Source organism: Cellulomonas sp. Root137 (assembly GCF_001426725.1).
Taxonomy (GTDB): domain Bacteria; phylum Actinomycetota; class Actinomycetes; order Actinomycetales; family Cellulomonadaceae; genus Cellulomonas.
This window is the reverse complement of the sequence record NZ_LMFG01000001.1, coordinates 1,794,683-1,809,504: the sequence shown is the minus strand read 5'-3', so window position 1 is coordinate 1,809,504 and position 14,822 is coordinate 1,794,683. Positions and strand designations below refer to the sequence as shown.

11 protein-coding genes are annotated in these 14,822 nt (G+C 75.5%); 4 read left to right on the top strand and 7 right to left on the bottom strand.

All coding sequences use genetic code 11. From position 1 onward, the window contains the following. Window positions 1-123: 123 nt before the first annotated feature. Both ASD18_RS08690 and ASD18_RS08685 read right to left on the bottom strand, forming a co-directional pair. On the bottom strand, window positions 124-309 hold the full coding sequence (locus ASD18_RS08690) for a hypothetical protein (RefSeq protein ID WP_056089406.1): 186 nt from the start codon (window positions 307-309) through the stop codon (window positions 124-126). 149 nt (window positions 310-458) lie between these two features. Continuing rightward, on the bottom strand, window positions 459-2,459 hold the full coding sequence (locus ASD18_RS08685; RefSeq protein WP_056089403.1) for an ATP-dependent helicase: 2,001 nt from the start codon (window positions 2,457-2,459) through the stop codon (window positions 459-461). A gap of 155 nt (window positions 2,460-2,614) precedes the next feature. Here ASD18_RS08685 and ASD18_RS08680 point away from each other — a divergent pair, with 155 nt between their 5' ends. Further along, window positions 2,615-2,875, top strand: a complete 261-nt coding sequence (locus tag ASD18_RS08680; protein ID WP_056089400.1) for a mycoredoxin — start codon at window positions 2,615-2,617, stop codon at window positions 2,873-2,875. Window positions 2,876-2,885: 10 nt separating this feature from the next. Here ASD18_RS08680 and nudC read toward each other — a convergent pair whose 3' ends face one another. After that, window positions 2,886-3,869: an NAD(+) diphosphatase gene (gene nudC, locus ASD18_RS08675; RefSeq protein WP_369817258.1), complete on the bottom strand. Its 984-nt coding sequence runs from the start codon at window positions 3,867-3,869 to the stop codon at window positions 2,886-2,888. 123 nt (window positions 3,870-3,992) lie between these two features. Between nudC and ASD18_RS08670 the strand changes: the two genes are divergently transcribed. Further along, window positions 3,993-4,940, top strand: a complete 948-nt coding sequence (locus ASD18_RS08670; protein ID WP_056089396.1) for a phosphotransferase — start codon at window positions 3,993-3,995, stop codon at window positions 4,938-4,940. A gap of 74 nt (window positions 4,941-5,014) precedes the next feature. On the opposite strand, the gene ASD18_RS08665 is transcribed toward ASD18_RS08670, so the two are convergent. From ASD18_RS08665 to ASD18_RS08655, 3 genes are all read right to left on the bottom strand, one after another. Then, entirely contained in the window at window positions 5,015-8,560 is a 3,546-nt protein-coding gene (locus tag ASD18_RS08665) for an ATP-dependent DNA helicase (RefSeq protein ID WP_082573948.1), read from the bottom strand. Beyond that, complete coding sequence (locus ASD18_RS08660) at window positions 8,557-11,760, bottom strand: ATP-dependent DNA helicase (RefSeq protein WP_082573684.1); 3,204 nt, start codon at window positions 11,758-11,760, stop codon at window positions 8,557-8,559. Before ASD18_RS08660 ends, ASD18_RS08665 begins: the two co-directional genes overlap by 4 nt. 64 nt (window positions 11,761-11,824) lie before the next feature. Further along, window positions 11,825-12,775, bottom strand: coding sequence for a DUF3152 domain-containing protein (locus ASD18_RS08655; protein ID WP_235522299.1), 951 nt, complete (start codon window positions 12,773-12,775; stop codon window positions 11,825-11,827). Window positions 12,776-12,822: 47 nt separating this feature from the next. On the opposite strand from ASD18_RS08655, the gene ASD18_RS08650 reads away from it, so the two are divergent. Beyond that, window positions 12,823-13,491, top strand: a complete 669-nt coding sequence (locus ASD18_RS08650) for a TetR/AcrR family transcriptional regulator (RefSeq protein WP_056089390.1) — start codon at window positions 12,823-12,825, stop codon at window positions 13,489-13,491. A 74-nt stretch (window positions 13,492-13,565) separates the two neighbouring features. Further along, window positions 13,566-13,796 (top strand): DUF3107 domain-containing protein, encoded by a 231-nt coding sequence (locus ASD18_RS08645; RefSeq protein ID WP_210768092.1) that lies wholly within the window; start codon window positions 13,566-13,568, stop codon window positions 13,794-13,796. A gap of 65 nt (window positions 13,797-13,861) precedes the next feature. On the opposite strand, the gene ASD18_RS08640 is transcribed toward ASD18_RS08645, so the two are convergent. Beyond that, a complete protein-coding gene (locus ASD18_RS08640) occupies window positions 13,862-14,590 on the bottom strand; it encodes a ferritin-like fold-containing protein (protein ID WP_082573682.1) in 729 nt (242 codons plus the stop codon). Between the last annotated feature and the right edge of the window lie 232 nt (window positions 14,591-14,822).

The window sequence follows — 14,822 nt, the reverse complement described above, 5'->3', positions numbered from 1 at the left end:
TGCTGGTGAGCGTGTTGCGTCGGTGCCGGACCGACTGCCAACCCGTCCCACCCGGATCATCGGGAGAAACAGAAAGGCCGCGGGTCCGAGTTCGGACTCCGCGGCCTGATGCCTCTGTCGAGGTCAGATCATGGGAGTCCGGATCAGCTGCGTGCGGGGATCGGTCGCCGTGCGACGCTTCGACCCGCCGGTGAGCTCGAGGGTGCTGCCGCCGATGGGCAGAGCGATCCCCTGGAACCGGAACATGGTGGGCGCGACAGATCGCGGCAGGAACGCGTAAGCGTCCGGCGTCTGGATCTTTGTGTTCATCGGTGCACCCACCCCCTCTCCGGCTCGGACCCTCACCTCTCGGCGCGGTCCCTCAACAAGGACGTCGCCCAGACTAGGACCGGGCTCGCGGGGCGGACAACCGAATAAACGAAGTTTCCTCGACGAATTTCTGCCATCGCCCGATCGGCTCAGCGAGCGGGCTGGGCGACGGTCGCGCGGACGGTCGCCAGAACGTCCTCGCCGACGTCCGCCAGCGTCATCGGTCCGACCCCGCGGACCGAGCCCAGCTCCTCGAGCGTGCCGGGGCACCGCTCCGCGATCGCGCGGATGGTCGCGCTGGTCAGGACGGACGCGGGCTGGCGGCGCAGCTCGGCCGCGTGGCCGTCGCGCCACGCGGTGAGTGCGTCGACGACGGCCTGCTGGCGGTCGTCGAGCTCGCGCCGCGGCACCCCCGGGCGGCGACGCTCGTCGGGCCAGAGGTCGGTGAGGAACCGCGAGACGGTGCGGCTCGCCCGGGCGCGCGGGTGACGGGCACGGGAGTACGACAGGTGCAGGTGCACACGCGCCCGGGTGATCCCGACATAGAGCAGTCGCCGCTCCTCGGCCAGCGCGGCGTCGGTCTGCGCCTGGACCGTGGGGAGCAGCCCCTCGGACAGCCCCACGAGGAACACCGCGTCCCACTCGAGGCCCTTGGCGGCGTGCAGGGAGGCCAGGGTCACGCCCTCGACGGTCGGCGCGTGCTGCGCGGACGCGCGTTCGTCGAGCTCGGCGACCAGGTCGGAGACGGTCGGCGGACCGCTGCCCGTCGGTGGGGCCGCAGCCAGCGAGTCGGCCAGCGTCACGAGCGCCTGCAGGGCGTCCCAGCGTTCGCGCGCCGCGCCGCGGCCCTCCGGCGGGCTCTCCGACCAGCCCGCGTTGCGCAGGATGTCCCGGACCGCGTCCGGCATCGGCAGGTCGGGATCCACGGCCCGCGCACCACCGCGCAGCAGGACCATCGCCTTGCGCACGTCCGCCCGCGCGAAGAACCGCGCGTTCCCGCGCACCTGGTAGGCGATGCCCCGGTCGGACAGGGCCGCCTCGAACGCCTCGGACTGCACGTTGGTCCGGAACAGGACCGCGATGTCGGCGGCCGACACGCCACCGCGGACCAGCTCGGCGATCGTCGCGGTGACGCCGGCGGCCTCTGCGTCGTCGTCCGCGTAGGTCACGTAGGAGACGTCGGGACCGTCGGCGCGCTGCGCCCGCAGCTCGAGGGGCGCGGGTCCGCCCGCCTTGCGGGACGCGTGCATGACGTGGTTGGCCAGGCTCACCACCTGCGGTGTCGAGCGGTAGTCCCGGACGAGCTCGACCGTGGTGGCGCGCGGGTAGGCGGCCGTGAACGACGTGAGGTGGTGCGCGGAGGCGCCCGCGAACGAGTAGATGGTCTGGCTCGGGTCGCCGACCACGCACAGCTCCTGCCGACCGCCGAGCCACTGGTCGAGCAGGTACTGCTGGAGCGGGCTGACGTCCTGGTACTCGTCGACCACGAAGTGCTGGTACTGCTCCCGGACCGAGTCCGCCACGTCCCGCCGCTCGGCCAGCATGGCGGCGAGCAGGAGGAGGACGTCCTCGAAGTCGATGACGCCCTGCTGGTCCTTCGCGGACTCGTAGGCCGCCATGAGCCGGGCGACGGACTGCGGGTCGATGCCCCCCGGGCCTGGGCGGTCGGTGGCGGCGGCCGCCTTGGCGTAGTCGTCGGCCGTGACCAGCGAGACCTTGGCCCACTCGATCTCGGACGCCAGGTCGCGCACGCTCTCCCGGTCCGTCTCGATGCCGACCAGCTGTGCGGCGTGCGCGACGAGCTTGACCTTCTGCTCGAGGATCCGGGGCGGCGGGCCGCCGACGACCTTGGGCCAGAAGAACCCCAGCTGGCGCAGCGCCGCGGCGTGGAACGTCCGCGCCTGGACACCGGACGCGCCGAGCAGCCGCAGCCGGGTCCGCATCTCCCCCGCGGCACGGGCGGTGAACGTCACGGCCAGCACGTTGGCCGGCCGGTAGGCCCCCACCTGGATGCCGTAGGCGATGCGGTGCGTGATCGCCCGGGTCTTGCCCGTGCCCGCGCCGGCGAGCACGCGCACGGGACCCCTCAGGGTCGTCGCGACGGCACGCTGCTCGGGGTCGAGGGCGTCCAGGAGGGCTTCGGCGGACATCGGGCACAGTCTCGCAGCACCGGCCCACACGCCGGACGCGGCCGGTGGACGACGCCCGTTCGAGTGACCCGGGAAGAGTCGCGAGCTTGCGGACGTTGCTGCCCTGGGCGACGATCTCGCCACGACCGTGCTCGAGAACCGACCGACGAGGACCGATGACCACGCAGACCCTGCCCGAGACCGGCACGATCACGATGTACTCCACCACCTGGTGCGGGTACTGCCGCCGGCTCAAGACGCAGCTGGACTCCGCAGGCATCGGCTACACCGAGGTGAACATCGAGGAGCACCCCGACGCGGCAGCGCTCGTCGAGTCGCTCAACGGCGGGAACCAGACGGTGCCGACGGTCGTGTTCCCCGACGGGTCCGCCGCGACGAACCCGTCGCTCTCGCAGGTGCGCGACCGCCTCAGCTGAGCGGTCCCCCTCAGCTGAGCGGTCCCCCGAACCACTCCTCCACGAGCGCCCGGGCGATCGACGCCCGCCCCGGCGGAATGACGTCGCCGGTCCGCACGGCGTCCGCCAGCCCGGCGCGGGAGAACCACCGCGCCTCCGTCAGCTCGATGCCGTCCACGTGCACGTCCGTCGACTCGGCCTGCGCGCGGAAGCCGATCATGAGGGACGCGGGGAACGGCCACGGCTGGCTGCCCCGGTAGGACACGTCACCGACGACGACTCCCGTCTCCTCCGCCACCTCGCGGCGGACCGCGTGCTCGAGCGACTCCCCCGCCTCGACGAACCCCGCGAGGGTGGACCACCGACCGGCCGGCCAGTGGGCCGCATGGCCCAGCAGGATCCGGTCGTCGGCGTCGACCACCGCCATGATCACCGCGGGATCCGTCCGCGGGTAGTGCTCCGACCCGTCGACCACGCACACCCGCGTCCAGCCCGACTGCGCCACCCGCGTCTCGGCGCCGCAGCGCGGGCAGCGGGGGTGCCGGGCGTGCCAGGCGTCGAGCGCCACCGCTGTCGTGGCCAGCCCCGCCTCCTGCGCCGACAGGTCGGCGCCGATGTCGCGCAGCGCCGTCCAGGTCAGCCCGTCGGGCAGCGTCGGCGTGATCGCGGGTCCCGTGCTGGTCGGTGCGGTGTGCACCAGCACGTCGGACGCCTCCCCCACGGTCGGCGCGGGACGGCGGTCCGCCACCCGGCGCGCCAGGTACGCCTCGCCGCCGTCACCCCGGCCGAGCAGCAGCCAGGCCTCGTCGTCGGCCGGGAGCAGGCGCGCCACGTCCGCCGGGTCGAGCAGCGCGACCGTCGGCCCCGCAGCGGTGACCACGGCCGCGTCGCACACGAGCAGCACGCGCGTGGCGGGATCGGCGAGGGCCGTGCGGACGAACCCGTCCTCGGTGCGCAGCAGCGCGGCCCGGTCGATGCCGGCACGGGACAGGGGGAGGTCATCCGGAACGATCACGCCGGTCACCGTACGCGGGGAGGCACCGCCGGGCTCGCGGAAACGGGCGCGGTGGGACCAATCGGGCGCAACACGCCGAGCGCCTCGACGGAGACGGCTCTGTCGCCCGCCTATCCTGGGCGCGTGGTCCGATCCCCCCTCGCCCTGGCCGCGCTGGCGACCGTCGCCGTCCCGGGACTCGACGCCTTCGACGTCCGACGGCCCGCCCAGCCCGGGTCCGACTTCGACACGGCGGTCGTCATCGACGCCCACCGCAACCGCTGGGTCGTGCGCGCCCCGCAGCACGCCGCGGCCGGCGCCGCGCTCGAGGCCGAGGTCGTGCTCCTGTCCATGCTCGCGGCGGAGTCCGAGCGCGGGAAGCTGCCCTTCGCCGTCCCGGCTCCCGCCGGGTTCGCGCACCTGCCCGAGGGTGGGCGCGCGGCCGTGCACGCCGAGATCCCCGGCGACCCGCTGCGGCTCGAGCGCCTCGCCCCCGGCCCTGGTCTCGCCGCGTCGCTCGGCCGCGCCATCGCCGCGCTGCACGAGCTGCCCACCGTCATCGTCGAGAACGCCGGCCTGCCCGCGTACGACGCCGGCGAGTACCGCCAGCGCCGTCAGGCGGAGGTCGACGAGGCCGCTCGCACCGGCAAGGTCCCGCCCGCCCTGCTGCGGCGCTGGGAGGAGCGGCTCGAGGACGTCGCGATGTGGCGTTTCCGCCCCACGGTCGTGCACGGCGACCTCACCAGCGACCGGGTGCTCGTCCAGGGCGACAAGGTCACCGGGATCCTGCACTGGGGCGACGCCTGCGTGGCCGACCCCGCCGACGACCTCGCCTGGCTCCTCGTCGCCGCCCACCCGGACACCACCGACTCGATCATGGAGGCGTACCAGCTGCGCCGGACCGAGCTCACCGACCCGCACCTGGTCGATCGCGCCCTGCTCGCCGGGGAGCTCGCGCTCGCCCGGTGGCTGCTCTACGGGGTGCGCACCCAGGACGCGGAGATCATCGACGACGCCGTCGCCATGCTTGAGGACCTCGACGCGCACACGCACGAGGGCCGGGACGCCGAGGCCGAGCCGCTGATGGCGTGACGGATCGCTCTGTCTCCTGGGGCGCAATGCGTGCATGCCCGGCTCCTCGGCTGAGCCGCCGCACCGGGTGGACGTCAGTCGCCGTCGAAGAGGGTGGGCGCCGACGGCTGCGGTGAGCGTCGCGCGGGCGTCCCTCTCGACCCCTCCCACCCCGCACGGCCGCGGCCGGGGGTGTTGGGCCGCGCGCCCTGCCGGTTGGCCCGCGGGGTGACCGCACCCAGAGCCTGCGGACCGCGGGTCGCGGCGCTCAGCAGCTCGGCGATCTCCGTCTCGTCCAGGAGACGCTCCGGGTAGACGGTCACGCCCGCGCCCACGTAGCAGAAGGCGGCGCGCACCCGGTCGAGCGGGGTGCCCGTCCACCGCGACCAGGCGAGCCGGTACACGGCAAGCTGGAGCTCGCGCGAGGCGCGGGCGGCCTCGTCCTTGGGCGGCGCACCCGTCTTCCAGTCGACCACCACGACGCCCGCCTCCCCGCCGCCGACGGCGGGGTCGGGGAAGACGGCGTCGATCCGGGAGCGCAGCACGTAGCCGTCGACCGAGATCTCGATGTCCACCTCGACCGCGACCGGCGAGCGGTTCGCCCACTGAGTGGCCAGGAACGCCTCGCGGAGCGCGCGTTCGTCGAGGTCGAGGACCGCGGAGTCGTCGTCGGCACCGGGAAGGGCGTCGACGTCCACCAGCGAGGCGCTGCCGTACCAGCCCTCGACCCAGGCGTGGAACCGGGTGCCCCGGCGGGCCTGCGGCGACGGCTCGGCCGGCACCGGGCGTCGGAGGTGCTGCGCGAACTCCGCCGGGTCGCCCTCGAGCCGGACCAGGGCGGAGGCGGACAGGTGCGCGGGCAGCTCGACCTCGCCCGAGGGTGTGCGTGCCCGCTCGCGCTCGGCGAGCAGACGCTCGGCGAGGACGTCCCACGGGTGCGCGGCGAGCTCCTGGTCGGGCATCGACGGGTCGCCGGCGGGGTCGGCCGTCACCTGCCGGGCCTCGTCCGCCCCGTCCGACGAGTGCCGGGCCATCGCGGCGCGCACCCGGGCGGCCGCGTCCTCGACGTGCGGGCGTCGGGTCGGCCCGACGTCCGTGCCGAACGGGTCGGCGGGCCAGGTGGCCGTGAGCACCAGCGAGGCGCGCGGGTTCGCCCCGGTGCCGTCCGGCACCTCCTCCCAGCCACCCGTCTCCACCAGACCGGCGTCGGCGAGCTCGGTGAGGAACACCGAGACCTTGCGGACCCGCGTGCCGTCGCCCCACCACGCCGCGGTGAGCAGCAGGTCGGACCGCGCACGGGTGAGCGCCACGTAGGCCAGCCGGCGCTCCTCGGCGACCTCGTGGTCGCCGGCGTCGAGCAGGAACTGCTTGCGTCGCTCCTCGAGCTCCTTGGGATCGTCGGCCCCGGAGTACGCGAAGACCGGCAGGTCGTGACGGTCGCCGCGCAGCGGGTAGGGCAGCGAGCCGAGCCCGGTCAGCCACGCGGAGTCCTTCGGTCCGTCCTTGCCCTGCGTCGCCGTGGCCGGCAGCCCGCCGTCCACCAGCCCCGCGACCGCGACCACGTCCCACTCGAGGCCCTTGGCCGCGTGCACGGTGATGAGCTGCACCGCGTCGGGGTCGGGCTCGGAGACCGGCATGTCCAGACCGTTCTCGCGGGAGTCGGCCGCCTCGAGCCACGCGAGGAAGCCGCCCAGGTTCGGGTGGTCGGCGGACCGGGCGAACTCGACGGCGACGTCCCGGAACGCGTCCAGCTGCGCCCGCGCGCGGCCCGGCGACGTGCTGGCCCGCGCGGCGACCTCGATGTCGAGCCCGAGGAGCCGCTCCGCCTCGCCGACCAGCTCCGGCACGGACAGGTAGGTGTGCGCGCGCAGCACGCGCAGGGTCAGGGCGAGGTCGGCGAGCCGCGCCCGCCCGACGGCACTGAGCGTCCGACCGCCGCGGCTGGTCCAGCCGTCGACCGGGAGCTCGGTGATCGCGTCGAGGGCGTCGACGATGCTGCGCTCGTCGACCGCGTCCGCCTCGACCACCACATCGTCCTCCACGACCGCGGCCGTCCACCCTCGCGACCGGGAGTCGCCACCGTGGCGCGCCGCGAGCTCGCCGGACCACGCTGCGAGCGCGTGCAGGTCCGCGGCGCCGAGCCGCGTGCGCGCGCCCGTGAGCAGGCGCATGAGGGCGTCGCCGCGGGACGGGTCGTGCGCGGCCTGCAGGAGGGCGACCAGGTCGACCACCTCGGGTGCGGAGAGCAGCCCGCCGAGCCCGACGACCTCGACCGGCAGCCCGGCGTCGCGCAAGGCACGGCGCAGGGTCTCGAACTGGGATCGCTTGCGGCACAGGACCGCGGCCGTGACCCGGTGGCGCCCCGGTCCGGCGGGCCGCCAGCGGTCGCGGACGAACTGCGCGACCGCCCGCGCCTCGTCCTCGACCGTCTCGGCGACGTGGGCGTGGACGTGTCCCTCGCCCGCACCCGGCCGCGCCACCAGCACCGGCACCGCGACGCGGGTGGCCGACGCCCGCAGCGGTGCCGCCACGTGGTTGGCCGCCGCGAGGACGAGCCGGTCGTTGCGCCACGAGGTGGACAGGAGATGGACGTCGGCCGGCGACCGCGAGCCGTCCGGGTGCACCTGCGGGAACGACGTCGGGAAGCCCTCGAGCCCGCCGGCGCTCGCACCCCGCCAGCCGTAGATCGACTGGTGCGGGTCACCCACCGCGGTCACCGGGTGCCCGCCGCCGAAGAGGGCGCCGAGAAGGGTCAGCTGGGCGTAGGACGTGTCCTGGTACTCGTCGAGCAGGACGACCCGGAACCGCTGCCGCTCGCCGACCCCGACCTCGGGCACGTCGAGGGCGAGCCGCGCGGCCAGGGCCACCTGGTCACCGAAGTCGATCGCGTCGCTCGAGCGTTTGCGCGCCCGGTACTCCGCGACCAGCTCGAGGACCCGGACGCGCTCCCCCAGCGACCGCAGCAGCCTCTTGATCTCGGCGTACGGCTCGCGCGGCGGGGTGCCCGCCGGCGTCGACGCGATCGCCTCGATGATGCCCTCGATCCCGCTGCGGGCACCGGCCGCGTCGAGCAGGTGCTCGTCCAGCGCACCCGAGAGCGCGAGCACCGCCTCGATCACGGTGGAGGTGGCGGCGTCGGTGTCAAGGTCGTCGCTCCACGCCTCGACCACCTCGGAGGCGAGCTGCCACTGGGCTGCCTCCCCGAGCAGCCGCGCCGACGGGTCGAGCCCGAGCCGCAGCGCGTGGTCCGACACCAGGGACGCCGCGTAGGAGTTGTAGGTGGAGATCGTCGGCCGCGCGAGGCCCGCCAGGCCCGCTCCGCGCTCGGGGTCGACCTCGCCGCCCAGCACCACGCCCTCGGCCGCGGCCGCCCGGGCGAGGGTGCGCAGCCGCTTGCGCACCCGCTCGGCCAGCTCGCCGGCCGCCTTGCGCGTGAACGTCAGGCCCAGCACCTGGTCGGGGGCCACGATGCCGTTGGCCAGCAGCCAGACCACGCGTGCGGCCATGGTCTCCGTCTTGCCGGACCCGGCACCGGCCACGACGAGCGACGGCCCGAGGGACGCCTCGATGACGACCCGCTGCTCCGGCGTGGGCGGCGGCTGGCCGACGAGGGCGGCGATCTGCGCGGCGGACAGGGTCATGCGACCACCTGCCCGCCCTCGCCGCGGACCGGGCACGAGCGCCGCACGGGGCAGCGGTCGCACAGGTCGTTGGCGGTCGCCTGGAACGTCGACGCGGCCATCTTGTCGGCCACCTGGTCGACCATCGCGCGCGCCCAGCTGGGCCCGTCGACCTCCGGCCCGAGCGCGTCCTGGGTCCGCGTCACGGCCGTCGCCCCCGTGCCGAGGAAGACCAGCTGCGCGCCCCCGCTGGTGGCCCCCTCGGGCAGGCCGTCGAACGCGCCCGCGTCGACCGCCAGCTGGTACGCGCCGAGCTGCGGGTTCTCCGCGGCCTTGCTGACGCTCGGCGGGCTGGCGCCGGTCTTCAGGTCCACCACCCGCACCACGGGTCCGGCAGGCCCGTCCTGCACAAGCTCGATCCGGTCCGCCGACCCCCGCAGCGACGCCCGGTCGGTGTCGACGGCGAAAGCACCCTCCACCAGCAGCGGCTCGCCGGCGGTCCGCAGGTAGACGGCGAGCCGGTGCACCATCGCGTCGGCCTTCCGGCGGGTCGCGAGTGCCGGCCATCCCGACCCGAGGCCGAGCTCTCCCCACCGACGGTCGAGCGCCGCGGACAGCTCCTCCTCGGTACCGCGCGGGTGCTCCTGCGCGATGGCGTGCAGCAGGGTGCCCAGGCTCTGCCCACCGCTCGCCGACGACGTCCCGCCCGCGGCCTCGAGCGCCCAGCGCAGGGCGCAGCGCTGCGCGGTCTCCACCTTGGACGGAGAGACCGGCACGCGCTCGTCCGGATCCCACAGGGGCGCGTCGCTGGACGGCTCCGCGAGGCCGTGCCACTGCGCCGGGTCGGCGCCGGTGACGTCCGCCGCCGCCAGCCGCGCGAGGGTGCGGGCCGCGGCCGGGTCCGGCTCGACGCCGTCCAGCGCCGCCTGCTCGAGGTGGGCCCGCAGCTGCGCGACGAGCCCCCGCAGGTCGAGCGGGCTCGGGACGCTGGTGCGGCGGGTCTCGCCCTCGTCGTCGGACGGGTCGACCAGGTCGACGAAGGGCGACGGCTGGTGGTCGGCGTCGTCCACGGCCGTGACCAGGAGCGAGCGACGGGCGCGCGAGCACGCCACCACGAAGGAGCGCAGCTCGTCCGCCAGCACCGCGTCGCGCGCCGCGGCGGCGGACTCGGCGTCGTCGGAGGTACCGGGCACCGCCCGGCCGGCCACCAGGTCCACGAGCGCCTGCGCGCCCAGCAGCGAGTCCCGCAGCCGCAGGTCGGGCCAGGAGCCCTCCTGCACCCCCGCCACCACGACCACGTCCCACTCCCGGCCCGCCGCGCCCGCCGGCGTCAGCACCTGCACCGACGCCCGCCGGGCGCGCGCCGCGAGCGAGTCCGACGGCAGGTCCTGCGCCTGCAGCCAGTCGACGAACGCGGCCGGCGAGGAGCGCGGCATCCGGTCGACGAACGTCTCCGCCGCGCGGAACAGCGCCAGGACCGCGTCGAGGTCCCGGTCCGCGCGCTCGCCGCCCGCTCCCCCGGCCAGCGCGGACCGCCGCCACGGCTCGGCCTGCTCGGCCGCCCGCCACAAGGCCCACAGCACCGTCTGCGCGTCGGCGGCCGGGAGCGACGCGGCTCGGCGACCCTCGGCCAGGACGCGGGCGAGCCGCGCGATCGGGCGCGCCGGCGCCGGCAGTGCGACCGCACCGTCGCCGGAGAGCGCCTCGACGAGGAGCGCGTCACTGGTGCGGCCGCCGCCCGCGGCGAGCTCCTGCGTGCGCAGCGCCCGCCGGACGCGCCGCAGTCCCACGGCGTCGAGGCCCCCGAGCGGCGAGCACGCCAGTCGCGCGGCCGTCGTCGCGTCGAGCGGGACCGCCCCGACGCTCACCCGCATCGCGTCCAGCAACGGCCGCGCGGCCGGCTCCTCGCGCAGCGGCACGTCGCTGCCCAGCACGCTCACCGGCACCGAGGCCCCCGCCAGGGCGCGTCGCAGCGCGGTCACCTGCGCACCCGAGCGCGCCACGACCGCCATCTCGCTCCAGGGGACCCCCCGCTCGACGTGCGCGCTGCGCAACGCGTGCGCGACGAACGCCGCCTCCTGCGCGGTGCTCGGCAGCACGGCGACCCGGACGTCACCGCCGTCGGCCCGCGCCGGGACCGCCCGCCGGTGCTGGACGCCCCCCACCGCACCCACGCGCTCGGCGATCCGGCCGACGACGTCGCGCAGCGCCGGGTCGTGCCGCCACGCGGTGCGCAGCACGACCGTGCGGGCGCCGAGCTCCCCCGGTCCCGGACCGTCGAGACCCGCGCGCCCGACCAGCGACGGCGTCGCGCCCCGGAACGTCTGCACCGCCGCGTCCGGGTCCGCCAGCAGCAGCACCCGCGCCCCGTCGTCCGCGAGGACCCGCAGCAGGCGCGCGGTCGCCGACGTGCTCTCCTGGTGGTCGTCGACCACCACGAGCCTCCAGCGCGGCCGGACCGTGCCCGGCACCTCGTCCTCCCACGTCAGCAGCGCCTGCGCCGCCTCGTCGACCACCACCGCCGGATCGAGGCGGGCGCCGAGGTCCGGCGTGCCGGTGCGCAGCTGCACCACGTCGAGGTACTCCTCGTACAGCCTCGCGGCGCTGGCCCAGGCGGGCCGGCCGTGGAGGTCCGCGAGCGCGGCCAGGTCGACGGGGGTCAGGCTGCGCTCGGCGGCACGCATCAGCAGGTCGCGCAGCTCGTCGCGGAACGGGCGCAGGCCCAGCACGTCCGGCCGGACCTCGGAGGGCCAGGCGAGCGGCACGCCCTCGCCCGCCGCGTGGCCGGCCAGCAGGTCACCGATGAGCAGGTCCTGCTCGGCGCCGGACACGAGCGTGGGAGGCGGCTCCCCCAGCAGGGAGGCCCGGGCGCGCAGCACCGAGAAGGCCGCCGCGGCCGCGGTCTGCACGAGCGGTCGTCCCGAGGTCCGCCGCAGCCGTGCCGACAGCCGGTCCCGCAGGTCCGCCGCCGCACGGCGACCCGACGCCAGGACGAGCACGTCCTCCGGCGACATCCCCGCCTCGACCGCCGCCACGACCACCTCGAGCGCGACCGTCGTCTTCCCGGTGCCGGGCGCACCGAGCACGAGCAGCGCGCGGTCCGTGGCGGACACCGCCGCCGCCTGGTCGGGGTCCAGCTCCACGACCGCCCCGGGGCCGCTCGCGGGGACGTCCGCGAACGCCGGGCGCACCAGGCGCAGGGCGTGCGGAGAGCTGGTCACGCGGTCGATCCCATCACGAGCCACCGACACCCGTGCGCACGACCCGCGCGCGGCGCTCAGGTGCTCAGGGGAACGGCCACGCGTTCGGGATGCAGGGTGCCGCCTTGTAGGACTGCTGCTGCATCAGGGGCGCCAGCTGGCCCGCGCCGCCGCACCGCTCGTGCCCGTGCCCGAGGAGGTGCCCGACCTCGTGGTTGACCAGGTACTGCCGGTACATGACCTTGTCCTGCGCCAGCTCGGCGGTCGCCAGGACCCACCGGCGCAGGTTGAGCACCGCGTGGCCGTTGCGCCCGCAGGACACCTCTCCGCCGGTGCGCAGCGGCGCGCAGAGGTCGTCGACGGTCGACGGCGACGCCAGGACCACCCGGAGCTCGGCGGCCCCGTCGGTGCGCGCGAACGAGAGCGAGCCGTCCGCGCCCCAGCCGCGGGGGTCGTTCAGGGTCGCCATCACCGTCGCGGCGAAGGCGGGACCGTCGACCTCGAGCCCCTCCTCGACCTCCACGCGTACGGTGCGCACCGTCCCGGTGCCGGGCCCCGGGTCGGTGCCCGCGACGACGCTCAACGTGCCCGACCCCGACTCGGGGATCTCGTTCGACAGGAGGCCCGCGGCCACGTCGGCGGCGGTCAGCCCGGGCGGGAGCGCGACGATGCTGGGCGGCTGTTCCGTCGGCAGCATCCCGAGGGGGACCTCCACGGGGTTCGGCAGGAGCGACGCGCGCTCGCCGAACGCCCGGCTCTGCGAGCCGATGCGCTCGACCGGCTCGGCCGGGACGGCGGACGAGGTCCCCAGCACGTCGTCGACCATCGCGGCGGCCCGCGGCGCGCTCACCGCCCACAGTCCGCCGCCCGCACCGAGGGTCAGGCCGAGCGCGACCGCGACGAGGCCCGGGACCATGCGCCGCGCGGAGCCGGACCGGTGCCGGTGGCCCGTGCGCGGACGACGACGAGGGACCGACGGGCGTCGAGACGCACGCGTCGATCCCTGGTCCGTCCGGAGCAGTTCCGGGGCCCTCACCGAGCCATCGTCGCATCCCTGACACATCCCGTGGCTACCATCGCGGGATGACGGACGGGACAGACGACTCGACCCCGAGGCACCGCAGCCCCCGGATGGCGCGCGACGAGCGCCGCGCCCAGGTGCTCCGCATCGCCCAGGAGCTGTTCTCCTCCGAGGGCTTCCACCACGTCTCGATGGACGACATCGCGGACCGCGCCGAGGTCAGCAAGCCCGTCCTGTACCGCCACTTCCCCTCCAAGCTCGACCTGTACCTCGCCGTCGTCGACCAGAACGGCGCCGACCTGCTGGTCGCCGTCGAGAAGGCCGTGGCCGGCATCGAGCAGGGACCGGTGCGACGCGGGGACGGGCGCGACGTCATCGCCGCGATCGTCAAGGCGTACATCATGTTCGTCGAGGGCGCAGGAGAGTCGTCCGCGCTGCTCTTCGAGTCCGACGTCACGCACGACGCCGACGTGCGCGCCCGCGTCGAGCACGCCTCCTCCGAGGCCGCCCGCCGGATCACCGTGGTCCTGTCGCAGGTCACGGCCCTGTCGGTGGAGGACGCGGGCATGCTGGCCATCTCGCTGATCGCGATGGCGCAGGGCGCGGCGACCCACCGCCTGCGCCAGCCGAGCGACGTCGGGCCCGAGCGGACCGTCGAGCTGGTCACGCAGCTGGCCTGGGGCGGGGTGTCCGCCCTGATCCGGCCCGACTTCGTCTACGAGGACGCCTAGGATCGGACGACGTGCCACGGTCCACCGGCCGAGGCCGCCCGAGAACCACTGCGTGGAGTAAGGACGTGAAGGAGATGACGGTGGAGATCACCATCGGCGTGCAGAACCTGCCCCGGGAGATCAGCCTCGAGTCCGACCAGACGCCGGACGAGGTCGCCGCCGCCGTGGCCGCCGCCCTGAGCGGCCGGCCGGCCCTCGAGCTGGTGGACGTGCGCGGCCGCCGCGTCATCGTGCCGACGGCCAGCCTCGGCTACGTCGAGATCGGCTCGGAGAGCAAGGGACGCGTCGGCTTCGGCAACATCTGACCGACGCCCGCGAGAGCACGCGAGAGCCCCGCCCGGATCCGTCCGGGCGGGGCTCTCGCGGTACGTCAGGCCGTCAGGCCCAGGCGGGCCATGCGGCGGGTGTGCTGGGCCGTCAGCTCACCGAAGAGCTTGGTGGGGGCGTTCGGCGGGGCGTCGGGCTGGCTCGCGGAGCCGAGCGCGACGAGCCGGACCAGGGCCGGGCGCTGGACGAGCAGCCGCTGCACCACCCCGAGCGCCTCACCCACCAGGCGCCGGCCCCACAGGGCGAGCCGTGCGGTGAGCACCCTGTCCGCCGAGCCCGCGGCGTCCAGCTCCGCGACGGCCAGCTCCGCGTGCGACGCGTCGTCGAGCACCTCGAGCACCACCGCGCGGGACCCGGGGTCCAGGCCCTCGGCGGCCAGCCGGCAGAAGTCGTCGGCCACGCCGTACCCGACGTAGGCCTTGAGCAGCCGCTCCCACCACGAGCCGGGGGGTGTGCGGGCGTCGAAGTCGTCGAGCACGTCGCCGTACACCCGCACGGCGGCGACGGGGTCCCCGCCGATCTCGGTGATGCGGGCCAGGACGCGGTCCCGGCGCTCGACGGCGGCAGCGGCGAACCGGCTGAGCTCGAGGCGCTGCTCGATGGTCGGCGCGAGGGCCGAGTCGGCGGCGAGGCGGGCGAACGCGACGTGCTCCAGCTGGGCGACCAGACCGAGCAGCTCCACGGCGTCCGCATGCTCCAGCGAGCCGACCGGAGGGGTCGTGGCCGCGGTCGGGGAGGCCTCGGCACCGGTGCCTGCGTGCGTCGTCGTCATCCGAGGATCGTAGCCCCGGCGGGGCGTCGACCGGCCTGCGGGAGGCGTCGGATAGACTGTGCAGGTAATTCGGTTGCCCGGTCGTCTCGGTATCCCCGTTCGTTCGACGATCAGACCCATTCTCGCGCAGCCCCGGACCCGTCCGGACGACGCGCGCGAGTCGACTTGCACGATCGGCTGCCGGCCAACCCGCGTGGTGAACTCCGCTGTCGCCCGGGACGCTCCGACACCC